This is a genomic window from Rhodococcus sp. UNC23MFCrub1.1, from assembly GCF_000686025.1.
Lineage (GTDB): Bacteria > Actinomycetota > Actinomycetes > Mycobacteriales > Mycobacteriaceae > Rhodococcoides.
This window is the reverse complement of record NZ_JMLQ01000004.1, coordinates 304,145-330,611: the sequence shown is the minus strand read 5'-3', so window position 1 is coordinate 330,611 and position 26,467 is coordinate 304,145. Positions and strand designations below refer to the sequence as shown.

Below are 26,467 nucleotides of genomic sequence, written 5' to 3'. Positions count from 1 at the left end.
GTCCATGACCACCCGACGCCGGTTGCCCCCACAGAAGCTCGGATCCCTCATCGGCGCCGTGTTCGGACTCGTGTTCGTGGTGGTCAACTCGGCGTCGTCGCCGACACTCCTGCGTCTCGCGTTCTGTGTGGCCGCTGCGGCGGCCGCGATCACCGTTCTCGTGGGAATCGCGCGCAATCCCGTGGCCACGGTGCCCGCGGGTGTCACACCGTTCGGACGCGGTTACGCCATGATCGTGCTCGCCGAGGTGGTGCTGCTCTTCGTCGGCATCCGCGTCGTGGCGGGGCCTCTCGGACTGCCCGAGGCCGGGGTCGCCTGGGTGGCCGTCGTGGTCGGCGTGCACTTCGTCGTCCTGGCGCGCCTGTGGCACCTGCGACTGTTCGACGTCCTGGGCGCGGTGCTGACCGTTCTCGGGGTGCTCGGCTTCGTCCTGGCCGTCGCCGGGTCGGACCGGATGTGGATCGACATCGTGGCAGGGGTTGCTTCGGGTGCGGTGCTCCTGGAGTTCGCGCGCCGAGGAGTGCGTCAGAGCCCCACCTTCTCCAGCGCTTCGTCGTAGATCAGAGCCGCCTCGGACTCCGAACGGCCCTCCTGCAGCGCGCCCACGTAGACGGCGGACACCTCTTTCTCCACCGCCGTGTACTTCGCGAGCCACTGCTCGGCTCGCACGCGCCAGTAGCCGATGATGTCGAAACGGTCGACGCCCATACCCTGCTCGCGGCGCACGTACTTGCGGACGGCACGCGAGTCCGCGGCCTCCCCCGCGAAGAAGACGTAACCCTCGCCCGGCGGGAACTCCCACGCCTGCACCGCGTCCGGCAGCACTCCGGGACCGTGCCCGTTACCGGACCCGACGCACCACTGCACTGTCACCTCGGCCGCCGACTCGAACGTCTGCACGTCGGCCTCGTCGAGAACCTCGACGATCGCGTGGGCCCGAGTGTTCGCGGGCAACTCCTCGAGCACTCGGCCCAGCGCCGGAAGCCCGGCGAGATCCGCCGCGAGGAGGAACCACGCGGTGTCCGCCGGCGGCGCGAACCAGTGCCGCGGCGGAGTGACGACCACGACGTCGCCCGGTCGCGCCGACAGCGCCCAGGAGGCGGCCACCCCGCCGTCGTGGGCGACGAAGTCGATCACCAGCTCACCGGCGTCCGTCACCCGTCGCACCGTGTAGTTGCGTCCCTCGGGACGGGTGGCGTCGTCGTGGTACCACCACACCCCGTCGACACACTGCATGGCCGGCGGCCGAGCGTCGCCGGGAGCCGGGAAGTAGAGCGCGACGCACTCGTCGGCCACACCGGCCGGGCGGTACCGGCGCAGGTCCTCTCCGCCGAAGGTGAGGCGAACGAGGTTGGGGCTCAGTGTCGTCCGGTCCACCACCTCGGCCCAGTAGAAGGTCGGCTCGGTGTCGTCGGTCATCGTCGGTGCTCCCGCAGTCGAGGTCGTCGTTCCGAGTTAGGTTACCCTGACCAGGCCGGGTGTGGTGGTGCCAGGACGAGGCGATTTGGTGGTCGACGGGTGCCATGGGTTAGAGTCTCTTCTCGGCGAGGATGCATCCGAGAGGGTGCTGTCGGAGCCACGAACATTCCCCCATAGCTCAATTGGCAGAGCATTCGACTGTTAATCGAAGGGTTTCTGGTTCAAGTCCAGATGGGGGAGCACGCAGAGCCCGTGACCGTTGTCGGTCACGGGCTCTTCTCGTTTCGCCGCACCCGCCCCGGGGAGTTCGCCGTGCCCGGTCACGTCGGGCAGGATGGTCTCAGACGTCTCGAAAGGACTCACGCTCACATGATGGGAATGTTGGCCGGCATCGCTGCCGGATACGTGCTCGGCACCAAGGCGGGGCGGGCGCGCTACGAACAGATCAGCCGCGCGACGAAGGCGGTGGCGTCGAGTCCCGCGACGAAGAAGGTCGTGTCGGCCGGACGCCAGAAGTTGGCCGACACCCTCAGTACACAGCCGAAGCTCGAGCCGATGAAGCAGGTCGACGACACTCAGCTCTACATCCCGCACGACAAGCTCTAGACAGCGGGGAACTCCGCGTCCGTGGTGCTGCCAACTGCCTGCTCCAACAGGCTGCGGCGGTACTGCTCGAGCGCGATGAGGTCGCCGAACAGCGCGTTGTAGTCGTCCGGCTTGTCGATGGGTGACATGCGCTGCAGCTTCGATTTCAGTTCCGCGACCTGCCGGCCTACCCACACTTCCTGCAGGCGCGCGAGCACACCCGAGATGTAGCGCGGGGTCGCCTCGTCGGAGATGGGCATGGCCTCGACGGCCAGTTCCGTGACCAGTGAGCGCAATCCCTTCGGCTCCGCCTTCTTGCCGACGGCATCGAGCCACTCCCCGCCCCCGAGCCCCGCGGCCGTTCCACCGGCCTCGCGGACCGCCTCGGACACCGCGGCGTACGCCGGGTGCCCGAACGTCTCGGGCGGCAGCGAATCGAACACGGACCCGGCGATACCGGGGTGCTGCATGACGGCCTTGAGGGCTTCGCGCTGCGGCCACAGGGTGGGGTCGTTGCGCGCCGGATGCGCCGGACCGACCGGCGCGGCCTTCTCGGTCTCGGTACTGCGGACCGGCCGCCGGAGCGGCGCCGGCGCGCCACCCTTCGCGATCTTCGCCGCTTCCTCGCGCACCCGGTTGACCACCATGCGCTCGTCGATCCAACCCACCCAGCCGCTGAGCCGAGCCGCGTAGTTGTCGCGCAGCGCACGGTCCTTCATCTGCGCGACCATCGGCACGGTGCGGCGCAGGGCTTCGACCTGCCCCTCGGCGGTGTCGAGATCGCACTCGGACAGTGCGCCGCGGATGGCGAACTCGAAGAGTGGGGTACGACGCGCGACGAGATCACGTACAGCCGCGTCGCCCTTCTCGAGGCGCAGGTCGCACGGATCCATCCCGTCCGGAGCCACCGCGATGAACGTCTGGCCGGCGAGCTTCTGGTCTCCCGAGAAGGCCTTCATCGCGGCAGCCTGGCCAGCGGAGTCCCCGTCGAAGGTGTAGATGATCTCGCCGCGCCAGAACTTGTCGTCCATCAGCAGCCGACGCAGGAGCGCGAGATGCTCGTCACCGAAGGCGGTACCGCACGAGGCGACCGCCGTCTTGACCCCGGCCAGATGCATGGCCATGACGTCGGTGTAGCCCTCGACGACGACGGCCTGATGCCCCTTGGCGATGTCCTTCTTCGCCAGGTCGAGGCCGAACAGCACCTGAGACTTCTTGTACAGCAACGTCTCCGGAGTGTTGACATACTTTCCCGGCATCGTGTCGTCGTCGAAGATCTTGCGTGCGCCGAAGCCGATGACGTCACCGGACAGGTTGCGGATGGGCCACAGCAATCGACGGTGGAACCGGTCCATCGGACCCCGCTTGCCCTCGCGGGACAGCCCGGCCGCCTCGAGTTCCTTGAACTCGAAGCCCTTGTTCAGCAGATGCTTGGTGAGCGTGTCCCACCCACTCGGGGCGAACCCGCACCCGAACTCCTGTGCCGCAGCGGCATCGAAGTTGCGCTGCGTCAGGTAGTCCCGCGCCGCCTGCGCCTCGGGTGATCCGAGTTGCTCGGCGTAGAACTGCTGCGCTGCCGCATTGGCCGCGACGAGGCGGGACCGGGTCCCACGATCACGCTGGACCGAGGTGCCGCCACCCTCGTACGAGATGGAGTAGCTCAGCCGATCCGCGAGTTGCTCGACGCTCTCGACGAACGTGATGTGCTCGATCTTCTGCAGGAACGTGTACACGTCGCCGCCCTCACCACAGCCGAAGCAGTGGAAGGTGCCGTGATTCGGCCGGACGTGGAAAGACGGGTTCTTCTCGTCGTGGAACGGGCAGAGCCCGCTCATGGAGTCGCCTCGCGGAGCCTTCAGTGCGACGTACTCGCCGACGATGTCCTCGATGCGAGTGCGTTCGCGAATGGCGGCTACATCGCGTTCAGGTATCCGGCCGGCCACGAGCCCAGTCTAGTGCCGGGTCCGACACGGCTCCCCCGCCGTACCGACCCGGACCCGCTAACCCCAGGACGCCTGCGCTCCGAGGCTGCTCTTGTCCACCCGTTCGAGCCGCGACTCCGTGTAGGACGCGATCTGATCCACCACGACGCGGATGCGCTGGGAGTCGTCCGCGGCGGCGTTCCACACGGGAACGAACATCGGATCGAGCGAGGTCGGTGCCGAGTACAGCAGCCAGGCCGCGACGCGGTGGATGCGATCGCGCTGACGGTCCTGCCGGAGCCGGTGCCCGGCGTCGGACATCACGTAACGCAGCGCCATCGTCTTGAGCAGCGCCACCTCCGCTCGGACCAGCGACGGTACGGAGAGATCGGCCTCGTAGCGCCGCACAGGCCTGCCGTCGGCTGCCTCCCGGGTGCTGGAGATCGCGGCGGTGGTGAATCGGCCCACCAGTTCGCTCGTCATCCGCTTGAGCGCCACCGAGCGGACGAGAGTGCCGTCGTAGCCTGACGCATCGGTGACCACCGGCATCTCCGACAACCGCTGAGCGGCCTCGCGCATGTGGTCACGGTCGAAGCCGCGGAACTCGCTCACCGACATCTCGGCGAGGGCCGACTGCTCGCTGGGGTCGGCCAGCGACCGGAGGTCGATGCGCCCGGCGATGATGCCGTCCTCCACGTCGTGCACCGAGTACGCGACGTCGTCGGCCCAGTCCATCGCCTGCGCCTCCAGGCTCTGACGACCCTCGGGTGCGCCCTCGCGGATCCAGGTGAGGGTGTCGGCGTCGTCGTCGTAGGCGCCGAACTTCGCGCCCGGCCGCGGCCGCAGCCACGGGTACTTGATCGCGGCATCGAGCGAGGCACGAGTGAGGTTCAGCCCGGCGCTGGCGCCGTCCTCGGTGAGGACCTTCGGTTCCAGCACCGTGAGGATCCGAAGGTTCTGAGCGTTGCCCTCGAACCCGCCGCAGGACTCGGCCACCTCGTCGAGAGCTCGCTCGCCGTTGTGGCCGTAGGGCGGGTGGCCGATGTCGTGGGCCAGCCCGGCCAGTTCCACCAGATCGGGGTCGCACCCGATGCCGTCGGCGATGCTGCGCCCGATCTGGGCGACCTCCAGAGAGTGCGTCAATCGGGTGCGGGGCGTGTCGCCCTCACGGGGACCGGTGACCTGAGTCTTGTCGGCGAGGCGTCGCAACGCGGCCGAGTGCAGCACCCGGGCGCGATCACGGGCGAAGTGTCCTCGCGAATCGCCGGGTGTCTCGGTGAGCACCAGCGCGGCCGTCTTCGGCCCCTCCGCCACCAGTCGTTCGAGGTCCGCCGCGTCGTACTGCGTCACTGGCTGGCCGTGTACTGGAAGTCCGCGGAGTAGTGCGTCAGCTGGTACCACAGCAGAGCCGCTGTCTCCCTGGCGATCCCGTGGATCTGCGACTCGCGGGTGAACACGGCGGGGCCCTGGCGGGTGGGCGACGTCCACGCGTCCAGACCGGCGTCGCGCGCCATGGTGCGGGTGCGCAGCGAGTGCCACGGATCGCTCACCAGGGTGATGTCGGTCAGTCCTCGCGACTGCAACTCCGCCGCGACGGCCTCGATGCTGAGCAGGGTGTCCGACCCCTCCTCGACGGCGACGATGTCCTCGCCCGGAACACCCTGATCCATCAGGTAGTTCCGACCCGACGCCGCCTCGGTGTAGTTGTCGCCCACCTGCTTGCCACCGACCGTCACGATCAGCGGAGCGACCCCGCTGGAGAACAGCGCCGACGCCTGTTCGAGTCGCGCCTCGAAGACCGACGACGGGACGCCGTCGTACTGGGCCGCGCCGAGCACGACGATGGCGTCCGACGGCGTGTGATCGTCGATCCGAGCCACCTGCCAGACCCGCACGGCGGTCCCACCGACGAGGAGCACTCCCACGAGGACCACGCCCGCGACGAGCCGACGGAGCCAGCGCGCGACGGTGCCGCCGAAGCCGAGACGATCGGGCTGCGGCACGTACGGGTCGTCGTAGCGGTAGTCGGTACTCACACGTCGATTCTGCCAGCCGCACCCGCGGAGATCGGTCCGGCGCGCCTCACAACCACCCGTTGTCCTCCGCGATGCGCACGGCCTCGGCGCGCGTGGTGGCACCGGTCTTCCCGATGGCGGCGGAGAGATGGTTCCGCACCGTGCCCTCGGAGAGGTGCAGCGCGGCGGCGATGGACCCGGCGGTGGTCCCGGAGCGCGCCGCGGACAGGACGTCCCGCTCCCGCGGTGTCAGGGGCGAGTTCCCGGCCGTCAGTGTCTCCGTCGCCAGTGCCGGGTCGATGACGCGCATCCCGGCGTGGACCCGCCGGACCGCCTCGGCGAGCTGGCGAGCGGGCGTGTCCTTGACCACGAATCCGCCGGCACCGGCGTCGATGGCCCGCCGCACGTACCCGGGCCGTCCGAAGGTGGTGACCACGAGCACGCGACACGTGGGGACTGCCGCCCTCAGCAGGGCGGTGGTGGCGATGCCGTCTCCCCCGGGCATCTCGACGTCGAGAAGCGCCACGTCGGGACGGTGCTCGAGCGCTGCGGGCACCACCTCGTCGCCGCGCCCCACCTCCGCGACGACGTCGAGATCGTGCTCGAGTCCCAACAGGGCGGCCAGAGCGCCGCGGACCAGGGCCTGGTCGTCGGCCAGCAGGAGTCGGATCGTCACGGCGCCGTCACCGTGAGAGTGAACCCGCCGTCACTTCCCCGTGCGACCCGGACGGCGGCGCCGAGGGCGTCCGCGCGGTCGGTGAGTCCCCGCAGGCCGGTGCCCGTGGACTCGCCCTGCGGCCCGATGCCGTTGTCCGCGACGGTGATCCGGCGGGCATCGAGTCGCACCCGGCATTCGGTTCCGCCGCTGTGACGCACCACGTTCGTCACCGCTTCCCGGAGCGCCCAGGCGAACAGCTCACGGAACTCCTCCGCCACGTCACGCACCGACCCCTCGATGTGCAGTGTCATCCCTGCCGCTTCGACGGCGCTGCGCACTCCCCGTATCTCGGTGTCGAGTCGCAGGTGACGCAGCCCGCCCACCGTCGATCGCACGTCGGCGAGCGCTGCGCGCGAGAGGCTCTCGACGTCGGCGATCTCGACGGCGGCACGCGCCGGATCCACCTCGACGAGTCGCCCGGCCAGCTCGGCCTTCATGGTGATGACGGTCAGCGAGTGGCCGAGGATGTCGTGGACGTCGCGAGCGACTCTCTCGCGCTCCTCGACCACGGCCAGGTCGGACAGGCGGCGGCGCGCCTCGGTCAGCTGGATGTTGCGAGCGACGAGTTGGCTGATTCCCCAGGCGGCGAACGCGGCCACCGCCACGGTGAACCCGGCGGAATCGTCCGGGGTCCAACTCGGGACGACACGGGGAAGCACCTCGACCGCAGCGACGTTCGCAGCTAGCACGAGGAGACCCGACCGGCGAGGAAGGGTCATGACGGCGAGAACCGCCACGAACACGCATCCCGTCAACACGGAGTCACCGGCTGCGGGAGCGACCGGAACCAGCAGCAGCATCAGCGCCACCACCACAGCCCACTGTCGGGGCACCCGCACCTGCGCCTCGGCATGCAGCCGTCCCCGGAAGTCGCGGAAACCACCCAGGAACACCGCGGCGAAGGCGAGCAGACACAGCGCTGCGGCCACCTGCCAGTGGACGGGCCCGTCGTAACTCCACACCGCCCGTACCGGATAGATCAGGTAGGCCAGCCACACCGCACTGAAGACCCAGCCTCGGCGCACGGCGGCGCGCAGTCGCGTCCCCTCGCTGTCGTCGACGTTCACCTCGCGCGGCTCGATGACGAAATGCGACCGAAGTGACTGCACGAGGCCCTGACGACGGCCGAGCGCGGCGGCGGTGGTCCTGCTCACCGCCGCCACGCTAGACCCCCTGGTGTCCGGACGTGTCATACGCGGGCGGTGTCCTTGCGGAACATCGTCATCGCGCCGATCACGAAGATCGTCGTCCACACCGCGACGTTGACGAGCGCCTCCACCAGCGACATCCACGAGGTGTCCCCGAGCGGCGACCGCGCCAACGTGGCCACCCCGTAGGTGGGGACGAACTTCGCCACGGTCGCGAACCATCCACTCGCCGGGACGAAGAGACCACCGGCGAACGCGAGCACAGCGAGACCGGGTCCGAGAATCTGCATCACGTTCTCCGACGGCAGCAGGTACCCCATGAAGAGGCCGAACGCCGCGAACACGATCGAGGTGATCCAGGCGAGCACGAAGCACTCCACCCATGCCGCGGCGGGAAGAGTCGCGCCTGTCGCCGCACCGACGGCGAAGACGACGGCCACGGACACGAGCCCGAGCGCCATGGCGACGACGACCTTCACCGCGATGTACGCGGTGGGGGTCAGCGGGGTGAGCCGCAGCTGACGGCTCCATCCGAGTCCGCGTTCGATCGAGACCATGGCGCCGCCACTCGTGGTGGCCAGCATCGCGCCGTAGAGGGCCATGCTCACCATGACGTAGCCGGTGACGTTCGCCGATCCTGCCGACTCGATCTTCAGATCACCCTGCAGCCCGAAGATGAGGAAGAAGATCGGCGGCACGACGAGTGCGAAGACGACGGTGCGGCGGTTCCGCAACATCCGGCGTATCTCGAGTGCGAGGAAGCCGGCGTCGAATCCGCCCCGAGCCGGCAGCGTCCGGACAGTGGTGGTGGTGGTCGAATCGGTGGCGGTCATGCGAGGCTCCCGGTGGTGTCGGTGGTGAGGGTCAGGAACGCGTCCTCGAGAGTGTGGGGAACGATCTCCACCTCGCGAGCTGCGGTGTGTGCGAACAGGTATCGAGCGACTGCATCCGAGTCCGTCGCGTGGACGGTGAGCCGGTCACCGTGGATCTCGACGTCGTCGACGCCGGGAACGGCCAGCAGATCGGCTGCCCGCGCGCCCGGCAGGATCGCCGAGACCCGCCGGCCGGACGCCACGTTCTTGATCTCGGCCGCGGTGCCGTCCGCCACGATGCGCCCGTCGCGCAGCAGCACGATGCGGTCGGCGTAGGCGTCCGCCTCGTCGAGGTAGTGCGTGGCGAACAGGACCGTGCGTCCGTGCGAGGTGTCCTCGCGCATGGCGGCCCAGAACTCACGTCGGCCCTCCACGTCCATGCCCGTGGTCGGCTCGTCGAGCACGATGAGGTCGGGGTCCGGGAGCAGGGCGAGCGCGAACCGCAACCGCTGCTGCTGACCGCCGGAGCACTTCCCCACCATCCGGCCCCCGATGTCCGCGATGCCTGCGCGTGCCAGGACTTCCGAGACGGGCCGGGTGGACGAGTACAGGGTGCCGATGAGGCGAACGGTCTCCTCGACGGTGATGTCCTCGAGCAGTCCCCCGCTCTGCATCACCGCCGACACGCGGCCCGTCGCGACGGCGTCCTCGGGCGATCCGCCGAAGAGGGCGACGGAGCCCTCGTCGGGTCGACCGAGGCCCAGCATCATGTCGATCGTGGTGGTCTTGCCGGCGCCGTTGGGCCCGAGGAACGCGACGATCTCGCCCGGGTGGACGACGAGTGACAGGTCGTCGACGGCCTGGACACGGGTGTGGCCCGGCCCGGCGAACGACTTCCGCAGATGGTCGAGGTGAATCGCTGGTGTGGTCATGAGAAGAACACTGCTCCGATGCGAGGGACGAACCCTCGTTCGTGCGTCACGACCGCGGCATGACAGTTGTCACGGGTCTCTCGTCCTCGTTCGCACCGTTCGGCCACCCTCCCGGTAGGTTCCCACCATGACCCGGGTCCGAGTGCTCCTGCGTGCCGCCACCACCGCGATCCTGCTCGTCCTCGCCGTGGTCGGTGTGGGCGTGCCCGCCTCCGCCGAGGAACCGTTCCGAGTGCCCGAGCAGGTCACCGATCAGGCCGGCGCACTCGATGCCGGTGAGGTGTCCGAGGTGCAGTCCGCCGTCGACACCCTCTACGACGAGCAGGGCTTCCGGCTCTGGGTGGTCTTCGTCGACGACTTCTCGGGCCAGGCTGCCACCTCGTGGGGTGAGCGCACGGCGTCCACCAGCGACTTCGGGGACCGTGATGTGCTCATGGCGGTCGCGACGCAGGCCCGCTCGTACGTCCTGAACGTTCCCCAGGCGCTGTCGAGCATCTCGGACTCGGAGATCTCCGAACTCGAGCAGGCCTCGATCGAACCGGCGCTGCGCGAGGAGAACTGGGCGGGCGCGGCGACGGCGGCAGCCACCGGCCTGGGCAAGGCGGCGTCGACCACCGGCTCGGGATCGGCAGGTCTCTGGGTCGCCGTCGGCGTGATCCTCGTCCTCGTACTGGGCGCCTTCGCCTTCACTCGGCTGCGCGCACGGCGGCGGCGAGCCGATGCACTGGAGGCCGCCGAGCAGTTGGACGGCAGTGACCCCGCGGCCTTCGCCGCTCTCCCGCTCGACGTCCTGGACGAGCGTTCCCGCGCTCTGCTGGTGGAGACCGACGAGGCGATCCGGGCCAGTGCCGACGAGTTGTCCACTGCCGTCGGCGAACTGGGACAGGCCGCGGCTCGCCCGTTCGTCGAGGCTCTCGACGGCGCCCGCCGCGCGCTCGCGGCCGCGTTCGAGACGAGGCAGCGTCTGGACGACGCGATCCCCGAGTCGCCCGACGAGCGGCGCCAGATGCTCCTGTCGATCATCACCTCGTGCAGTGACGCGGACCGGCACCTCGACGAGAAGGTCGCCGAGTTCGACGAGATCCGGAACCTGTTGATCGACGCGGACTCCCGTCTCGACGCGCTCACGCGCGGGCAGGTGGAGCAGACGGCGCGGCTGGACGCGGCGGCGGCGACCCTGACGAGCCTCGCGGGGCGGTACGACAGCTCCGTCCTCGCGCCGGTGGCGAACAACGTCGACCTGGCGAAGGAACAGCTCGAGCTCGCCGACGCGAGCATCGACGAGGGGCGTGATGCCGCCGCGCAACCGGTGGGTCACCAGGGACCGGTGGTGGCCGCGGTGCGCACCGCGGAGAGTGCGCTGTCGCGCGCCCGATCGCTGCTCGACGCCGTCGAGCACGCCGACGCCGACATCGAGGCCGCGCGCTCCGGGCTCGACGCGGCGATGGCCGACGCGGAAGCCGACATCGCGTCGGCGGACCGCCTCGCCTCGCACGGCGGAGACCGACTCGCCGCGGCACGGGCCGCCGTCGCCGAGGCGTTGGGTCGGGCACGGACCCGCGGCACGCAGGATCCGCTGGGCAGTATGAACGCCCTCGTCGCGGCCGACGCGCAACTCGACTCCGCACTCGCCGTCGCCACACAGAGCAAGGAACAGGACGACCATGCCCGCGCTCGACTGGACCGGGACCTCGCGTCGGCGCAGGCACAGGTGCGTGCCGCGAGCGAGTACATCGGCGCCCGCAGCGGCGCGGTGAAGGTCCAGGCACGCACGCGGCTCGCCGAGGCCGAACGGCACGTCCAAGCCGCCCAGCAGCTGGGTGCCACGGACGCGCCACGCGCTCTGCAGCACGCCGCGGCCGCCCTGTCCCTCGCCGCGCAGGCGTCGCACCTCGCTCAGGCGGACGTCGCCGACTGGGAGGCGACACAGCGTCCTCGGCACAGCGGTGGGTACGGCGGCTCGTCCTCGGCGGGCGGCGTCCTCACCGGCGTGCTCATCGACAGCGTGCTGCGGGGCGGCTTCTCCGGGGGCCGCTCGTACGGCAACCGTCGCGGCGGTGGCTACGGCGGATTCGGCGGCGGCCCGCGCTCGTTCGGCGGCTCCGGCAGCTCGGGACGCATCGGACGCTCGTCCGGCGGACGTTTCTGAGCCGGTGACCGCCCGGGTCGCGGCGAGCGCCCTTGCCCTGACTCTCGCCCTGACTCTCCTCGTCGGCTGCGCACCGTCGCCGCCGGAGGTCCGCGCCCCCGTGAGCGCATCCACCTACCGGAGCCGCGACGACGACGCGGTCGGCGGACAGCTTCAGGTGACGCTCACCGGCGCGTCGGAGCAGCCGGTCACCGTCCGGTCGGTCGCACTGCGTTCCCCTGGCTTCGAGACGGTCGACGCGACACCTCGCGAGATCACGCTCGACCGCGGCTCCCGCATCGACGTCACCGTGCCGTACGGAACAGCGCTGTGCGATGTCGGAGCGGAACCGGCGACAGCGGTCGTCGAGACGAGTGACGACATCGCGGTCGAGGTGCCGCTCGCGTCGCAGAACGACACCCTGAACCGAATCCACGCCGAAGAATGTGGCGCCGCCGAACTCGCCGACATCGTCGCGGTCACGCTGTCGACGGCGTCCTGCGAACCGCATGTCATCGCGGACGCCACGAAGCCCTTCGTGTTCCCCGCGTGGATCGCAGTGGGTGACGGTGTGCCGGTCCACACCCGCATCCCGGTACCCGTGTCGGTGCAGCGCCAGTTGGTGGAGTACCAGCAGCGCGCATGCGCCAGGTAGCTCCAGATTGGACCGAGTCCGACGAGGGCATCCCTGCCCGGTACGCATCCTCGAGCTCAGGAGTCCGACACGCCATGGTCGATGTCACCCGCACCTTCACCGTCACCCGATCACGGGCGGACGTGGCCGCGTACCTGCGCGACTTCGCGAACGCCACCGAATGGGATCCGGGCACCGTGGAGTGCACGCAGTCCACGCCCGGACCGGTCGCCGTCGGCACGGAATGGAACAACACGTCGAAGCTGTACGGCATCTCGACCGAGCTGACCTACCGTCTCGAGGTCGACGAGCCCGGCCACATCGTCCTGAAGGGCACGAACAAGACGGCTACGAGCACCGACGACATCACGCTGAACGAGGCCGGCCCGACCTCCACCGAGATCACCTATCACGCGAACATCGAGTTCAACGGCCTTGCGAAACTGGCCGACCCGCTCGCCGGCATCGCCTTCGAGCGGGTCGGGAAAGAGACCGAGGAGCAGATGACCGCTGCTCTGCAGAAGTAGCGGTCAGCAGCCCAGCAGGCGGGTGGCGAGGTAGCCCTCGACCTGATCGAGGGCGATCCGTTCCTGTGCCATGCTGTCGCGCTCGCGGATGGTGACCGCATGGTCGTCCAGCGTGTCGAAGTCGACCGTGATGCAGAACGGGGTGCCGATCTCGTCCTGGCGACGGTAGCGGCGACCGATGGCGCCGGCGTCGTCGAACTCGACGTTCCAGTTCTGTCGCAGAGTCGCCGCGAGGTCCTTGGCCTTGGGCGTCAGGTCGGCGTTGCGGCTCAGCGGGAGCACGGCGGCCTTGACCGGCGCCAGACGACGATCGAGTCGCAGCACCGTCCGCTTGTCCACGCCGCCCTTCGCATTGGGCGCCTCGTCCTCGTGGTACGCGTCGACGAGGAACGCCATGAGCGAACGCGTCAGTCCCGCAGCAGGTTCGATGACGTACGGGGTGTAGCGCTCGTCGTTGGCCTGGTCGTAGAAGCTCAGGTCGGTGCCGGAGTGCTTCGAGTGCGTCGACAGATCGAAGTCGGTGCGGTTGGCGACGCCCTCGAGCTCGCCCCACGCGCTGCCCTGGAACTCGAAGCGGTACTCGATGTCCACGGTGCGCTTGGAGTAGTGCGACAGCTTCTCCTGCGCGTGCTCGTACAGGCGCAGGTTCTCCGGGTCGATGCCCAGATCGGTGTACCACTTCATGCGGTAGTCGATCCAGTACTGGTGCCACTGCTCGTCCTCGCCGGGCTTGACGAAGAACTCCATCTCCATCTGCTCGAACTCGCGGGTGCGGAAGATGAAGTTGCCGGGCGTGATCTCGTTGCGGAAGCTCTTGCCGATCTGGCCGATGCCGAACGGCGGCTTCTTGCGCGACGTGGTGAGCACGTTGGCGAAGTTGACGAAGATGCCCTGCGCCGTCTCGGGGCGGAGGTAGTGCAGGCCTGCCTCGTCGTCGACAGGTCCGAGGAACGTCTTGAGCAGTCCGGAGAACGCGCGCGGCTCCGTCCAGGAACCGGGCTCGCCGGTCTCGGGATCACGGATGTCGGCGAGTCCGTTCTCCGGCGGGTGGCCGTGCTTCTCCTCGTACGCCTCGAGAAGGTGATCGGCGCGGTAGCGCTTGTGGGTGTGGAGCGACTCGACCAGCGGATCGGAGAACGTCTCGACGTGGCCGGACGCTTCCCACACCTCGCGCGGCAGGATCACGGACGAGTCGAGACCCACCGTGTCCTCGCGGCTGGTGATCATGTTGCGCCACCACTGCTTCTTGATGTTGTCCTTCAGCTCCACGCCGAGGGGGCCGTAATCCCAGGCCGACTTGGTTCCGCCGTAGATCTCGCCACACTGATAGACGAGTCCCCGGCGTTTGGCCAGGTTGGCGACGGTATCGATCTTGGACTTCGGTGCCACGGGGCCAGCTCTCCATCTCGGGTGGTCGGTAGTACTGCCGAGCGAGGGGGTGTCCCTCTGCTCGCGACACATCAGACTATCCGGCGACGTCCCGGTCTTCGAGCACCGGTGAGTTGACATGCACGTCCGCGCATATCAGAGTAGATGTCGAAAGTGGTTACTGTTTCCATTAAGCGCCACCCGACAGTGCAGGAGGACCTTCATGAGCATCGACGACACGGTGGTCCCTCCCGCGGCTCCGAGCCCCGTTCCGCTGCCGTCCAAGGACGTGCTGGGCGGCGCGGGCGACCTGCTGCGTGCACTCGCTGCTCCGGTACGCATCGCGATCGTGCTGCAACTGCGCGAGTCGGAACGGTGCGTGCACGAGCTGGTCGGTGCGCTGGGCGTCACGCAGCCCCTCATCAGCCAGCACCTGCGTGTCCTCAAGGCCGCGGGCGTCGTCCGCGGTGAGCGTGCCGGACGCGAGGTCCTGTACCGCCTGGTGGACGACCACCTCGCCCACATCGTCGTCGACGCCGTCGCCCACGCTCAGGAGGAGAACCACTCGTGACCGCTCCCCGCACCATCGGTGTGCGCTCGACCAAGCAGCGCAGCGCCATCTCCGAACTGCTGGAGACCGTCGACGAGTTCCGGTCGGCGCAGGAGCTGCACGACGAACTGCGCAAGCGTGGCGACGGTATCGGCCTCACCACCGTCTACCGCACCCTGCAGGCCCTCGCGGACGCCGGCACCATCGACGTCCTACGGACCGATTCCGGTGAGTCCGTCTACCGCCGGTGCTCCGACGGTCACCACCACCATCTGGTGTGCCGCGACTGCGGCTTCACCGTCGAGGTGGAAGGTGCCGCCGTGGAGCGCTGGACCAAGTCGGTGGCCTCGAAGCACGGGTTCAGCGACGTCAGCCACACGGCCGAGATCTTCGGCACCTGCAGCGAGTGCGCCGCGCGATGAGTCACGGCACCAGGCCGACGCGCGCCTTCTCCACACCCGAGAGCACCAGGACGAGCATCGTCATGAGTGGTTCGTCGTCGAGACCCGACGCCGGGAACGTGTAGCGCATCACGACGTCGGCCTGCGACCCGTGCGTCGTGAGCGAGATCGAGCCGAACTGGGACTCGCTGTTGCGCACCGCCACTCGCGCCCGCAGCGTTCCCGACGACGGACGGTCCCAGGCCAGCACGGCCGTCAGAGCGAGCACCTCGAGTCCCGGACTCAGAGCGACCGCACGCAGCGAGCAGAGTGCGCCCGCGTAGCTGAACCCGAGCGATCCGTCGTCGCCCACGGACACGTCCGCGAACTGTCCGAGTGCCAGCCGGGCACGGTCCTGCAGGGCCGCCACGATGTCCTGCTCCGTCATTTCACACCACCGAATCTGCGGTCACGCGAGGCGTACTCGACGCACGCGGCCCACAGGTCGCGGCGATCGAAATCGGGAAAGAGCTTCTCCTGGAACACCATCTCCGCGTAGGCGGACTGCCAGATCAGGAAATTGGACGTGCGCTGCTCGCCGGACGGCCGCAGGAAGAGATCGACGTCGGGCATGTCCGGTTCGTCGAGGTACTTCGCGAAGGACGCCTCGGAGATCTTGTCGGGATCGAGCTGTCCGGCTGCTGCGCGACGGGCGATCTCGCGGGCTGCGTCCACGATCTCGGCGCGGCCGCCGTAGTTGACGCACATCGTCAGCGTCATGACGGTGTTGTCCTTCGTGAGCTCCTCGGCCGTCTCGAGTTCGTTGATGACGCTGCGCCACAGACGAGGTCGGCGCCCCGCCCAGCGGACGCGCACCCCCATCTCGTGCATCTCGTCGCGGCGGCGGCGGATGACGTCGCGGTTGAAGCCCATGAGGAACTTCACCTCGTCCGGGCTGCGACGCCAGTTCTCCGTCGAGAACGCGTAGGCGGACAGCCACCGCACGCCGATGTCGATGCATCCGCAGACCGTGTCCATGAGGACGGCCTCGCCGCGCTCGTGACCGGCGGTGCGGGGCAGTCCGCGATCCTGCGCCCAGCGTCCGTTGCCGTCCATGACGAGCGCCACGTGGCGGGGAATCAACTCGGGCTGCAGGATCGGCGCGCGGGCACCGGACGGGTGCGGATCGGGCGCGCGGACCTCACGCCGGGTGGGCTGCTCGCGTGGACTTCGACGGATCACGGGTCTCATCCTGCCCGACCGGAGTTTCTCCGGCAGGTGCGGACCCGGCGGTCCCGGACCCGCCACTGCGTTCGACGAACGGGAGCGTCCGCAGTTGCCGTTCGAGATGCCACTGCAGGTGCGCGGCCACCAGACCGCTCGCCTGCACGCGCATCGAGTCGGTCGACGCCTCGGTACCCGCCCAGTCGCCGCTCTGCAGGGCCGACATCAGGTCGAGCACACCCACCGAGGGTGTGCTGGACCCGGCGGGGCGACAGTGGGTGCACACCGCTCCCCCGGCGGAGACGTGGAACGCGCGATGCGGACCGGGCGCAGCGCACGTCGCGCACTCGTCCAGCGACGGAGCCCACCCGGCGAAGTTCATCGCCCGCAGCAGGAACGCGTCCAGCACCAGTTCCGAGTCGCGAGCCCCGGAGGCCAGGGTGCGCAGCGCGCCGACGGTCAGGTGATGCAGACGAGGCGCCGGAGCATGCTCCTCACCCGCCAGTCGCTCGGAGGTCTCGAGGACGGCGCACCCGGTGGTGTAGCGGCCGTAGTCGGCGACGATGTCGGACGCGAACGACTCGACGGTCTGCACCTGGGTCACGATGTCGAGGTTGCGACCGGGATACAGCTGCACGTCGATGTAGGCGAACGGCTCGAGCCGGGCGCCGAACTTCGACGTCGTGCGGCGCACGCCCTTCGCCACTGCGCGTACCAGTCCGTGGCGGCGCGTGAGGAGCGTGACGATGCGGTCGGCCTCACCGAGCTTGTGCTGGCGCAGGACGACGGCATGATCGCGATACGACCTCACACTCCACCTCTGCTCGCCGGCACCGTGTCATTGTCCCACGCAGGACGACCGGGCGAGGTCAGGGAGCGCCGAGCTCGGCCTGCAGATTCGCCAGCGTCCGCGCGATGTTGCGGCGCTGGAAGGACGCGAAGGAACTGCCCCCGGTGGCCACCTTGTCGAACAGCGCGGCCACCGCGTCGAGCCACGGCCGATCGTCCGTCCACGTCTCGGTGACGCGGGTGCCGCCGTCCACTGGCGCGAAGGTGTACTCCCAGCTCGCGTTCCGTGCGCGGACGATCGGCTTGCCGGGTCCGATGACCTCCACCCGGAACGCGAATCGCCGTGCGGGCTCGGCGGCTGTCACCACGCACCGCGTGCTCCACGTCGCCCGGCCGCGCTTGTTGCGGCCGACGAACGTCATGCCCTCGTAGGTACCTCCACGGCGCGGCTCGTCCACCACCGCTCCCGTGTTCTCGGGGCTCCACCGATGCGTCTGCGTCGGATCGCTGACCAGTGCGTAGACCTCGTCGGGCGATGCCGCGACGTCGACGTGATCGGACACGGTGCGAGTTCTCGTCATGGCCTCACGCTAGGCGACGGGTACGGAATCGTCGGCGCGGGTAGACAGGAGTGGAAGCGCGTCGTCCGACCGGTCGTGTCGGCGCCGCGCACTACCCTCGACCAGAGGGGCACGCGCGACATGAAGGAGTGACGGATCGATGACACGCACACACGACTCTCGGGACTACGACGAGGCCGACCTGTCGATCGAGAAGCCGAAGACGCATGCCGCCGGTCCGACCGCCGTCGCCGTCTCGATGAAGCGCTCGCTCGAGCGCATGGGCCCGGTGCGGACCGCACGGACCCTGCTCGACCTGAACCAGGCCGAGGGCTTCGACTGCATGAGCTGCGCGTGGCCCGATCCGGATCCGGGTCACCGTCACGCCGCGGAGTTCTGCGAGAACGGCGCGAAGGCCGTCGCCGAGGAAGCCGACAAGCGCCGCGCCACCCCGGAGTTCTTCGCGCGCCACAGCATCGCCGACCTCGACTCGCACAGTGAGCACTGGCTCGGTCAGCAGGGACGCATCACGCACCCGATGGTCAAGCGGTCGGGCGGCACCCACTACGAGGCGATCGGGTGGGACGAGGCATTCGACCTCATCGGCGAGGAGCTGCGCTCGCTGCACCCGGACGAGGCCACGTTCTACACGTCGGGCCGCGCGTCGAACGAGTCCGCGTTCGTGTACCAGCTCTTCGTTCGCGCGTACGGCACCAACAACCTGCCGGACTGTTCCAACATGTGTCACGAGTCCACGTCGTTCGCTCTGCAGGAGTCGATGGGCATCGGCAAGGCCAGCGTCGTGCTCGACGACGTGTACGGCGCGGACCTCATCATCCTGGCCGGACAGAACCCGGGCACCAACCACCCGCGCATGCTGTCCGCGCTGGAGAAGGCCAAGCAGAACGGCGCCAAGATCCTGGCGATCAACCCGTTGCGCGAGGCCGGCCTCATCAACTTCAAGAATCCGCAGACCCCGCGCGGCATGGTGGGACCCGGCACCGATCTCGAGGACATGCACCTGCCGATCCGCATCAACGGCGACCTGGCGCTCTTCCAGGCCATCGGCAAGCTGCTGGTCGAGTGGGACGCCCTCGATCACGAGTTCATCGAGAAGTACACCAACAACTTCGATCTGTGGAAGCAGCACGTCTCGGCGGTCGACTGGGACGAGGTGGAGACGGTCACCGGTCTCTCCCGAGCCCAGATCACAGACGCAGCGAAGCTTCTGCGCGACTCGAAGGCCACCGTCTTCTGCTGGGCCATGGGCATCACGCAGCACCGCAACGCCGTGAACACCGTCAAGGAGATCACCAACCTCGCGTTCGCTCAGGGCAACATCGGTAAGCCGAACGCGGGTGTGCTGCCCGTGCGCGGTCACTCGAACGTGCAGGGCGACCGCACGATGGGCATCTGGGAGCGGGTACCGAAGCACTTCCTCGACGCACTCGAGAGCGAGTTCGGCTTCGATCCGCCCCGCGAGAACGGTCTCGACACGATCGACTCGATCCGCGGGATGCGCGACGGCAAGGTGAAGTTCTTCCTCGGTCTCGGCGGCAACTTCGCCCAGGCCACGCCGGACAGCACCGTCACCTTCGATGCCATGCGCAAGACGAACATGACGGTGCACATCTCGACGAAGATCAACCGCTCGCACCTCGTCACCGGGGACGTGGCGCTGATCCTGCCGACCAAGGGCCGCACCGAGAAGGACATCCAGGCCAGCGGGCCGCAGTGGATCAGCGTCGAGGACTCGACGTGCTCGGTGCACTCCTCCCGCGGTCCGCTCGATCCGCCGAGCCCGCACGTCAAGTCCGAGGTCGAGATCATCACGCAGATCGCGGAAGCCACGATCGGCGACCGCTACGGTCTCGACTGGAAGGGCATGCGCGACGACTACCGCACCATCCGTCAGCACATCTCGCGGGTGGTTCCGGGATGCCAGGGCTACGAGGTCAACGCTCGGCGCCCCGGAGGCTTCGTCCTCCCCCACCCGCCGCGGGACTCGCGGACCTTCCAGACGGAGTCCGGCCTCGCCGAGTTCTTCGTCTCGCCCATCGAGGCTCTGCAGGTGCCGCCGAAACATCTTCTGCTGCAGACGTTCCGGAGCCATGATCAGTTCAACACCACGATCTACGGACTCAGCGACCGGTACCGGGGAATCGAGGGCGGCCGCCGCGTCGTGTTCGTCAACCGCGGCGACATCGCGGAACTCGGCATGAAGGACGGCGACTTCGTCGACATCACCACCAAGTGGGACGACGACGACGTGGTGCGCGTCGCCGAGAACTTCCGGATCGTCGAGTACCAGACGCCCAAGGGGTCCGCAGCCGCCTACTACCCGGAGACCAACCCGCTGGTTCCGCTGGACTCGTCGGCGACCGACAGCAACTGCCCCACGTCGAAGTCGATCGTCGTCTCGTTGAGTCCGGCCAGGGCCGGCAGCCCGGGAGTGGGGCACGGCGGCCAGGACGCCATGCGCTCCGACGAGCACCACAAGACCCAGACGGAGCCTGAGCACCTGTCCTGAACCTGCACCCGGCTACCGTGTCGCGACGATCGATCGCGGCACGGTAGCGCGGGGTCAGAAGCCCAGCTTGCCCATCTGCTTGGGATCGCGCTGCCAGTCCTTGGCCACCTTGACGCGGAGGTCGAGGTAGATGCGGGTGCCGAGCAGCTTCTCGATCTGACCGCGAGCCGCGGTGCCCACGTCGCGCAGTCGGGCCCCACCCTTGCCGATGACGATCGCCTTCTGCGACTGACGTTCGACGTAGAGAATGGCGTGCACGTCCAGCATCGTGTCCGACCCCTCGCGGGGCCCGACCTCCTCGATGACCACGGCGAGGGAGTGCGGGAGCTCGTCGTGCACTCCCTCGAGCGCTGCCTCCCGGATCAACTCGGCCATGAGGGTCTCCTCCGGCTCGTCCGTCAGCTCACCGTCGGGGTAGAACGCAGGCCCGGGCGGCAGCACCTTCGCGAAGACGTCGACGACGACCTCCACCTGCTCGCCGGACGCGGCGGACACGGGGACCACCTCGCAGTCGGGACCGAGCAGGTTGGAGACGGCGATCAGCTGCTCCATGACGCGCTGCTTGGAGACCTTGTCGATCTTGGTCACCAGACCGACCAGCGCTGTCCTGCCCGCGTTGTGGCGGACCTGCTCCAGGATCCAGCGATCGCCGGGGCCGATCTTCTCGTCCGCCGGGATGCAGAGACCGATGGCGTCGACCTCCGAGTAGGTGTCGCGCACAAGGTCGTTCAGACGCTGCCCGAGCAGGGTCCTCGGCCGGTGCAGGCCCGGGGTGTCCACGAGGATCAGCTGCGCGTGGTCCCGGTGCACGATGCCCCGAATGGTGTGGCGTGTGGTCTGGGGCCGAGAGGACGTGATGGCGATCTTGGCCCCCACCAGGGCATTCGTCAGAGTGGACTTGCCGGTGTTGGGCCGTCCGACGAAGCACACGAACCCGGAGTGGAAATCGTCAGTCTCGGTCATGGTCGATCTCGTCTCTCTCGTCCGGCGACTCGGAGGCCTCGTCGTCGGCGTCCGGTTCGGGAAGCTTCTCGGCGGTCACGGTGCTCACGCGCACTCGTCCGCGCGCATCGGAGCCGCCCTCGGCCACCAGGATCAACCCGTGTGCCTCGACTCGGGCGCCCGGCAGCGGGACGCGCCCGATCTCGTAGGACAGCAGGCCGCCGACGGTGTCCACCTCGTCGTTGTCGATCTCGATGTCGAACAGTTCGCCGAGGTCCTCGAGAGGAAGCCGGGACGACACCCGGAAGCGGCCGTCCTCGAGTTCCTCGATCGGGGCCACCTCGTCGGTGTCGTACTCGTCCGCGATCTCGCCGACGATCTCCTCGAGCACGTCCTCGATGGTGACGAGTCCGGCGACGCCGCCGTACTCGTCCACCAGGACGGCCATGTGCTTGCGGTCCCTCTGCATCTCGGCCAGCAGGCTGTCCAGCGGCTTGGAGTCCGGGACGAACACCGCGGGACGCATGACCTCGTCGACACGCACGCTGCGACCACCGTCGGACGACGTGTACGTCTGTTGCACGAGGTCTTTGAGGTAGACGACGCCGAGGATGTCGTCGACGTTCTCGCCGATCACCGGGATCCGCGAATGCCCGCTCCGCACGGCGAGGGTGGTCGCCTGTCCGGCGGACTTGTCACGCTCGATCCACACCATCTCGGTGCGCGGCACCATCACCTCGCGTGCGGAGGTGTCGCCGAGCTCGAACACGGACTGGATCATGCGGCGCTCGTCGTCGGCGACCACGCCGCGCTCCTGCGCCATGTCGACCAGTTCCCGCAGTTCGATCTCGGAGGCGAAGGGACCGTTGCGGAAGCCGCGGCCGGGCGTGATCGCATTGCCGACGAGAATGAGCAACCGGCTCACCGGGCCCAGCAGGATGCCGATGGCGCGCAGCGGGTAGGACGACCCCAGCGAGATGGAGTACGCGTGCTGGCGGCCGAGTGTGCGGGGCCCCACGCCGATGACGACGTAGTCGACCACCACCATGACGCCGGCGGCGATGGCCAGTGCCTGCGCCGGCGCGAGCAGGTCCAGCAACGCTCCGGCGAGCAGAACCGTGGACCCGATCTCGCACAGGATGCGCAGCAGCACCATCAGATTGACGTACCGCGGACGATCCTCGAGGATGCGGAGCAGTTCGCTCGCCCCGCCCCGAGATTCCTTCACCATCTCCTCGACGCGTGCTGAGGAGACGGTGTTGACGGCGGAGTCGATGGCGGCGAAGAGGCCACCGAGAGGGACGAGGACAACCGCGAGCACGATCAGTGCCGGAGCGCTGGTCACCGGGTCGACTCACCACCGGCATCGGTCCGGGGATTCGCGAAGCCGGTGCTGCCCAACAATTTCGCGTCTCGCGCAGCCGACAGAGCGTCGCGCTCGGCCTGGCGCAGACTCTCGTACCAGTCCTCGAGGATGCTGTTCTGCAGGCCGAACATCTCCTTCTCCTCGTCCGGCTCCGCGTGGTCGTAGCCGAGGAGGTGCAGCACACCGTGCACGGTGAGGAGTGCGAGTTCGTGCTCGAGCGGGTGCCCGGCCTTCTCGGCCTGGTCCGCCGCGAACGACGGGCACAGCACGATGTCTCCGAGCATCGACGGACCGGGGTCCGGTGAGTCCGGGCGACCGCCCGGCTCGAGCTCGTCCATCGGGAACGACATCACGTCGGTGGGACCTGGCAGGTCCATCCAGCGCATGTGGAGATCGGCCATGGTGGCGGAGTCGACGAGGACCATGGACAGCTCGGCTGCCGGGTGCACGTCCATCTGCGCGATGGCGTAGCGCGCGACCGCGATCAGATCCTCTTCTCCGACGTCCATCCCGGATTCGTTGGAGACCTCGATGCTCATGCGAACACCGTACTAGTGCGCGGCGACGCCCCCGTGCCCGTGCACGCCCACATCAGTGGTGCGCGGCGCGGGGACCGCCACTGCGACGCGCAGCGCGGTTGGCGGACTTGGCGTCCGCGGCGTCGAAACGGTCGTAGGCGTCGACGATGTCGGAGACCAGTCGGTGCCGGACCACGTCGCTGCTGTCGAGCTTGGCGAAGTGGATGTCGTCGATGTCCACCAGGATCTCGGTGGCGGCACGCAGTCCCGAACGCGATCCGCCGGGAAGATCCACCTGGGTGATGTCACCGGTGACGACGATCTTCGAGTTGAAGCCGAGACGGGTCAGGAACATCTTCATCTGCTCGGCCGTGGTGTTCTGCGCCTCGTCGAGGATGATGAACGCGTCGTTCAGCGTGCGGCCACGCATGTAGGCCAGCGGTGCGACCTCGATGATGCCCGCCTGCATGAGCTTCGGGATGGCTTCGACGTCCATCATGTCGTGCAGCGCGTCGTGGAGCGGACGCAGGTACGGATCGATCTTGTCGTGCAGTGTGCCGGGGAGGAACCCGAGTCGCTCCCCCGCCTCGACGGCCGGGCGCGTGAGGATGATGCGGCTGACCTGCTTCGCCTGCAGAGCCTGCACCGCCTTGGCCATGGCCAGGTAGGTCTTGCCCGTTCCGGCGGGACCCACGCCGAACACGATGGTGTTGGCGTCGATCGCGTCGACGTAGCGCTTCTGGTTCAGCGTCTTGGGCCGGATGGTCTTGCCGCGTCGGGACAGGATGTCCAGGCTCAGGACCTCGGCGGGAGACTCGCTCACGCCGCGGCTGAGCATCGCGACGGTGCGCCGCACCGCGTCCGGAGTGACCGGTCCGCCGGCGACCACGACGGCGGCGAGCTCGGTGAGCACCCGCTTGCCGACGGCGATGTCGGACGGTGCCCCCTCGAACGTGACGACGTTGCCGCGTACGTGGATCTCGGCGGAGAGCACCTGCTCGAGCGCCCGGAGGTTACCGTCGGCGGACCCGAGCAGAGGGAACATCACGGCGGGGTCGAGTTCGATGGACTCGGTCACACGCGCATCGGTCAGAACCGGGCGTGAGGACTGCCGCTTCTGCGCGCGGGACGCACGAGTGGTGTCCTGCGCATCGTCACCTCTGGTGCCGACGAAAGGGATGTTGTCACTCACGTGGTGGCTATGGCCTTCTCTCGGGTTTCGATACTCGGTTCGCCGCGACGGGAACCTCTCACCACTTTAACGTCTCCCCCGAGAAGCGCATTCCAGTATGTCGCGCGCAACCCTCGTAGCTGCCCCCTCGGGCCGGGCGGCGCCAAGTGCTCCGGTTGCAGCAACCTGCTCCGGTCGCGACAGGAGAGGGTTGCGGAAACCGGAGCACGTGCACCAGCGGCCCGCGCCGCAGATCAAGCAGGGGGCGCGCCGTCCCAGCGATCGGTCAGGACGCCGAGCGCGCCCAACGCCACGGCCGCCGCGGTCGATGTCCGCAGGACGGTCGGCCCCAGGAGCGCGGGCGTCGCGCCGGCACCGACGAGCATGTCGATCTCCGTGTCGTCGAGCCCGCCCTCGGGTCCGACGACGAGCACCACCTCGGGTGCGCCGCGGAACGGGAGGTCCGCGAAGGCCCCGGGCGCAGCCTCGTGCAGCGCGACCACGATGCCCCCACGTGCGACGACGCCCTCGACCAGGCTGCGCACCATCCGAGTGTCGTGCAGGTCGGCGACGTCGGGAACGAAGGCACGCCGCGCCTGCTTGGCGGCCGCGGAGGCAGCGTTCCGCCACTTCGCGACACCTTTGACGGCCTTCGGGCCGTCCCATCGCGACACGCAGCGCAGCGACTGCCACGGCACGATCGCGTCCGCACCCGCCTCGGTCGCCGTCTCGACGGCCAGTTCCGAGCGCTCCGACTTCGGGAGCGCCTGGATCACGGTCACCGTGGGCCGGGGCGGCTCCGCGGTGGTGACGGAGAGCACCGTGAACGAGAGCCGGGCCTTCTCGACGCCGGTGACCTCGACGGCCGCGAGCGAGCCGCGGCCGTCCGACAGCACCAGCCGCTCACCGACGGTCGTCCGGCGCACCGTGGCCGCGTGCCGACCTTCGGCCCCGTCCAACGCGCCCGACTCCCCTGGAGACGGCAGCGGATCGAGGAAGTAGACGGTCGCCGCCACCAGTGGTCCCCCGCCCGATCAGCGACTGAAGGCGTCGCGCAGACGGGAGAACAGTCCCCCGGTGTGCTGCGATGCGGTGGTGACCACCTCGGCGTTGTCGCGTTCGCGGTGAGTGCGCAGTTGCTGCAGCAACTTGGTCTCCGTGGAGTCCAGGCGGGCCGGGACGACCACCTCGAGGTGCGCGTGCAGATCGCCGCGGACACCGCTGCGCAGCTTGGGCATGCCGTGACCGCGCAGGACCTGCACCGAGCCGGGCTGCGTGCCGGGGTCGACGGTGATCGTCGTGGGACCGTCGAGAATCGCGTCGACGCTGACGGACGTGCCCAGGGCGGCGTCCGCCATCGGCACGCGGATGGTGCAGTGCAGATCGTCGCCGTCGCGTACGAACACGTCGTGCGACTTCTCGACCACCTCGGCGTACACGTCACCGGCGGGACCGCCGCCGGGGCCGACCTCGCCCTGCGCCGCGAGGCGGATGCGCATCCCGCTGCCGACACCGGCCGGCACCTTCACGGCCAGTTCGCGGCGGGCACGCACGCGCCCGTCGCCGCCACACTTGCGGCAGGGATCGGGGATCGTCTCGCCCGCGCCGCGGCAGGTGGGGCACGGACGCGCCGTCATGACCTGTCCGAGGAACGACCGCTGGACCGACTGGACCTCGCCGGCACCGTTGCACGTCTCACAGCGGACCGGCGTCGAGTCGCCGTTGGTCCCGGAACCGGTGCACACGTCGCACAACACGGCCGTCTCGACGGCGATGTGCTTGGTGACGCCGGTGGCGCACTCCTCCAGCGTCAGCGTGGTGCGCAGCAGCGAGTCCGAGCCGGGCTGGACGCGACCGCGGGGTCCGCGGGTGCCGCCGCCGTTGCCGCCGAAGAACGCCTCGAACACGTCGCCCAGTCCGCCGCCGAAGCCGGCACCGCCGAAGCCGCCTGCTCCGCCTCCGCCGCCACTCTCGAGCGGATCGCCACCGAGATCGACGATGCGTCGCTTCTCGGGATCGGACAGCACCTCGTACGCGGAGCTGATGTCCTTGAAGCGGGCCTGGGCCGACTCGTCGGGGTTGACGTCGGGGTGGAACTCACGCGCGAGTTTGCGATACGCGCGCTTGATCTCCTGGTCCGACGCCTTGTTGTCGACGCCCAGAGTTCCGTAATAGTCGCGTGCCACGTGTGTACTCATATCCTCTTGGTGGAAGGTGGGTCGGGAAAAG

General features: G+C 68.9%; 27 protein-coding genes and 1 tRNA gene. 9 read left to right on the top strand and 19 right to left on the bottom strand.

The window, feature by feature from the left end; genetic code table 11:
* Positions 1–4 precede the first annotated feature (4 nt).
* Positions 5–559 carry a hypothetical protein gene (locus BR07_RS0112535; RefSeq protein ID WP_037185711.1) on the top strand — a complete coding sequence of 185 codons (555 nt, stop codon included), beginning with the start codon at positions 5–7 and terminating at the stop codon, positions 557–559.
* On the opposite strand, the gene BR07_RS0112530 is transcribed toward BR07_RS0112535, so the two are convergent.
* Entirely contained in the window at positions 526–1,419 is an 894-nt protein-coding gene (locus BR07_RS0112530) for a siderophore-interacting protein (RefSeq protein ID WP_027505742.1), read from the bottom strand. The genes BR07_RS0112535 and BR07_RS0112530 overlap by 34 nt on opposite strands.
* 167 nt (positions 1,420–1,586) lie before the next feature.
* On the opposite strand from BR07_RS0112530, the gene BR07_RS0112525 reads away from it, so the two are divergent.
* Together BR07_RS0112525 and BR07_RS0112520 are read left to right on the top strand one after the other, a co-directional pair.
* A tRNA-Asn gene (locus BR07_RS0112525) sits at positions 1,587–1,659 on the top strand.
* Between the two features lie 129 nt (positions 1,660–1,788).
* On the top strand, positions 1,789–2,025 hold the full coding sequence (locus BR07_RS0112520) for a hypothetical protein (protein ID WP_027505741.1): 237 nt from the start codon (positions 1,789–1,791) through the stop codon (positions 2,023–2,025).
* Here the strand turns inward: BR07_RS0112520 and dnaG are convergent.
* The 7 genes from dnaG to BR07_RS0112480 are packed head-to-tail and all read right to left on the bottom strand — an operon-like array spanning position 2,022 to position 9,551.
* Positions 2,022–3,947, bottom strand: coding sequence for a DNA primase (dnaG, locus tag BR07_RS0112515; protein ID WP_027505740.1), 1,926 nt, complete (start codon positions 3,945–3,947; stop codon positions 2,022–2,024). The two genes, BR07_RS0112520 and dnaG, sit on opposite strands and share 4 nt — an antisense overlap.
* A 57-nt stretch (positions 3,948–4,004) precedes the next feature.
* Complete coding sequence (locus BR07_RS0112510) at positions 4,005–5,276, bottom strand: deoxyguanosinetriphosphate triphosphohydrolase (RefSeq protein WP_027505739.1); 1,272 nt, start codon at positions 5,274–5,276, stop codon at positions 4,005–4,007.
* Positions 5,273–5,962 carry a YdcF family protein gene (locus BR07_RS0112505; RefSeq protein ID WP_027505738.1) on the bottom strand — a complete coding sequence of 230 codons (690 nt, stop codon included), beginning with the start codon at positions 5,960–5,962 and terminating at the stop codon, positions 5,273–5,275. The genes BR07_RS0112510 and BR07_RS0112505 overlap by 4 nt, the downstream gene beginning before the upstream one ends.
* Before the next feature lie 46 nt (positions 5,963–6,008).
* Positions 6,009–6,617 (bottom strand): response regulator transcription factor, encoded by a 609-nt coding sequence (locus BR07_RS0112500; protein WP_027505737.1) that lies wholly within the window; start codon positions 6,615–6,617, stop codon positions 6,009–6,011.
* The gene (locus BR07_RS0112495) at positions 6,614–7,813 is read right to left on the bottom strand and encodes a sensor histidine kinase (RefSeq protein WP_162246772.1); all 1,200 of its coding nucleotides are present in this window, start codon (positions 7,811–7,813) and stop codon (positions 6,614–6,616) included. The genes BR07_RS0112500 and BR07_RS0112495 overlap by 4 nt, the downstream gene beginning before the upstream one ends.
* A 35-nt stretch (positions 7,814–7,848) precedes the next feature.
* The gene (locus BR07_RS0112485) at positions 7,849–8,640 is read right to left on the bottom strand and encodes an ABC transporter permease (protein WP_027505735.1); all 792 of its coding nucleotides are present in this window, start codon (positions 8,638–8,640) and stop codon (positions 7,849–7,851) included.
* Complete coding sequence (locus BR07_RS0112480; RefSeq protein WP_027505734.1) at positions 8,637–9,551, bottom strand: ABC transporter ATP-binding protein; 915 nt, start codon at positions 9,549–9,551, stop codon at positions 8,637–8,639. The genes BR07_RS0112485 and BR07_RS0112480 overlap by 4 nt, the downstream gene beginning before the upstream one ends.
* A gap of 127 nt (positions 9,552–9,678) precedes the next feature.
* Here BR07_RS0112480 and BR07_RS0112475 point away from each other — a divergent pair, with 127 nt between their 5' ends.
* The 3 genes from BR07_RS0112475 (at position 9,679) to BR07_RS0112465 (ending at position 12,840) form a co-directional block, all read left to right on the top strand.
* On the top strand, positions 9,679–11,700 hold the full coding sequence (locus BR07_RS0112475; protein ID WP_037185710.1) for a TPM domain-containing protein: 2,022 nt from the start codon (positions 9,679–9,681) through the stop codon (positions 11,698–11,700).
* Positions 11,701–11,704: 4 nt separating this feature from the next.
* On the top strand, positions 11,705–12,334 hold the full coding sequence (locus BR07_RS0112470) for a hypothetical protein (protein ID WP_027505732.1): 630 nt from the start codon (positions 11,705–11,707) through the stop codon (positions 12,332–12,334).
* Positions 12,335–12,408: 74 nt separating this feature from the next.
* Positions 12,409–12,840, top strand: a complete 432-nt coding sequence (locus tag BR07_RS0112465) for an SRPBCC family protein (protein WP_027505731.1) — start codon at positions 12,409–12,411, stop codon at positions 12,838–12,840.
* 3 nt (positions 12,841–12,843) lie between these two features.
* Here BR07_RS0112465 and BR07_RS0112460 read toward each other — a convergent pair whose 3' ends face one another.
* On the bottom strand, positions 12,844–14,229 hold the full coding sequence (locus BR07_RS0112460) for a glycine--tRNA ligase (protein ID WP_027505730.1): 1,386 nt from the start codon (positions 14,227–14,229) through the stop codon (positions 12,844–12,846).
* A gap of 202 nt (positions 14,230–14,431) precedes the next feature.
* On the opposite strand from BR07_RS0112460, the gene BR07_RS0112455 reads away from it, so the two are divergent.
* Both BR07_RS0112455 and BR07_RS0112450 read left to right on the top strand, forming a co-directional pair.
* Complete coding sequence (locus tag BR07_RS0112455; protein ID WP_027505729.1) at positions 14,432–14,779, top strand: ArsR/SmtB family transcription factor; 348 nt, start codon at positions 14,432–14,434, stop codon at positions 14,777–14,779.
* Positions 14,776–15,180, top strand: a complete 405-nt coding sequence (locus BR07_RS0112450; RefSeq protein ID WP_027505728.1) for a Fur family transcriptional regulator — start codon at positions 14,776–14,778, stop codon at positions 15,178–15,180. Before BR07_RS0112455 ends, BR07_RS0112450 begins: the two co-directional genes overlap by 4 nt.
* Before the next feature lies 1 nt (position 15,181).
* Here BR07_RS0112450 and BR07_RS0112445 read toward each other — a convergent pair whose 3' ends face one another.
* The 4 genes from BR07_RS0112445 to BR07_RS0112430 are packed head-to-tail and all read right to left on the bottom strand — an operon-like array spanning position 15,182 to position 17,732.
* Positions 15,182–15,586 carry a hypothetical protein gene (locus BR07_RS0112445; protein ID WP_027505727.1) on the bottom strand — a complete coding sequence of 135 codons (405 nt, stop codon included), beginning with the start codon at positions 15,584–15,586 and terminating at the stop codon, positions 15,182–15,184.
* A complete protein-coding gene (locus BR07_RS0112440) occupies positions 15,583–16,389 on the bottom strand; it encodes an isoprenyl transferase (protein ID WP_027505726.1) in 807 nt (268 codons plus the stop codon). Before BR07_RS0112440 ends, BR07_RS0112445 begins: the two co-directional genes overlap by 4 nt.
* Positions 16,340–17,173 carry a DNA repair protein RecO gene (recO, locus tag BR07_RS0112435; RefSeq protein ID WP_027505725.1) on the bottom strand — a complete coding sequence of 278 codons (834 nt, stop codon included), beginning with the start codon at positions 17,171–17,173 and terminating at the stop codon, positions 16,340–16,342. Before recO ends, BR07_RS0112440 begins: the two co-directional genes overlap by 50 nt.
* A 58-nt stretch (positions 17,174–17,231) precedes the next feature.
* On the bottom strand, positions 17,232–17,732 hold the full coding sequence (locus BR07_RS0112430) for an SRPBCC family protein (protein WP_027505724.1): 501 nt from the start codon (positions 17,730–17,732) through the stop codon (positions 17,232–17,234).
* 139 nt (positions 17,733–17,871) lie between these two features.
* Between BR07_RS0112430 and BR07_RS0112425 the strand changes: the two genes are divergently transcribed.
* Positions 17,872–20,241: an FdhF/YdeP family oxidoreductase gene (locus BR07_RS0112425; RefSeq protein ID WP_027505723.1), complete on the top strand. Its 2,370-nt coding sequence runs from the start codon at positions 17,872–17,874 to the stop codon at positions 20,239–20,241.
* 54 nt (positions 20,242–20,295) lie between these two features.
* On the opposite strand, the gene era is transcribed toward BR07_RS0112425, so the two are convergent.
* From era to dnaJ, 6 genes are all read right to left on the bottom strand, one after another.
* On the bottom strand, positions 20,296–21,204 hold the full coding sequence (era, locus tag BR07_RS0112420; protein WP_027505722.1) for a GTPase Era: 909 nt from the start codon (positions 21,202–21,204) through the stop codon (positions 20,296–20,298).
* Positions 21,191–22,528, bottom strand: coding sequence for a hemolysin family protein (locus BR07_RS0112415; protein WP_027505721.1), 1,338 nt, complete (start codon positions 22,526–22,528; stop codon positions 21,191–21,193). The genes era and BR07_RS0112415 overlap by 14 nt, the downstream gene beginning before the upstream one ends.
* Positions 22,525–23,088 carry an rRNA maturation RNase YbeY gene (ybeY, locus tag BR07_RS0112410; protein WP_027505720.1) on the bottom strand — a complete coding sequence of 188 codons (564 nt, stop codon included), beginning with the start codon at positions 23,086–23,088 and terminating at the stop codon, positions 22,525–22,527. Before ybeY ends, BR07_RS0112415 begins: the two co-directional genes overlap by 4 nt.
* A 52-nt stretch (positions 23,089–23,140) precedes the next feature.
* On the bottom strand, positions 23,141–24,160 hold the full coding sequence (locus BR07_RS0112405) for a PhoH family protein (protein WP_027505719.1): 1,020 nt from the start codon (positions 24,158–24,160) through the stop codon (positions 23,141–23,143).
* Positions 24,161–24,492: 332 nt separating this feature from the next.
* Positions 24,493–25,254 (bottom strand): 16S rRNA (uracil(1498)-N(3))-methyltransferase, encoded by a 762-nt coding sequence (locus BR07_RS0112400; protein ID WP_027505718.1) that lies wholly within the window; start codon positions 25,252–25,254, stop codon positions 24,493–24,495.
* 18 nt (positions 25,255–25,272) lie between these two features.
* On the bottom strand, positions 25,273–26,424 hold the full coding sequence (gene dnaJ / locus BR07_RS0112395) for a molecular chaperone DnaJ (RefSeq protein ID WP_027505717.1): 1,152 nt from the start codon (positions 26,422–26,424) through the stop codon (positions 25,273–25,275).
* Between the last annotated feature and the right edge of the window lie 43 nt (positions 26,425–26,467).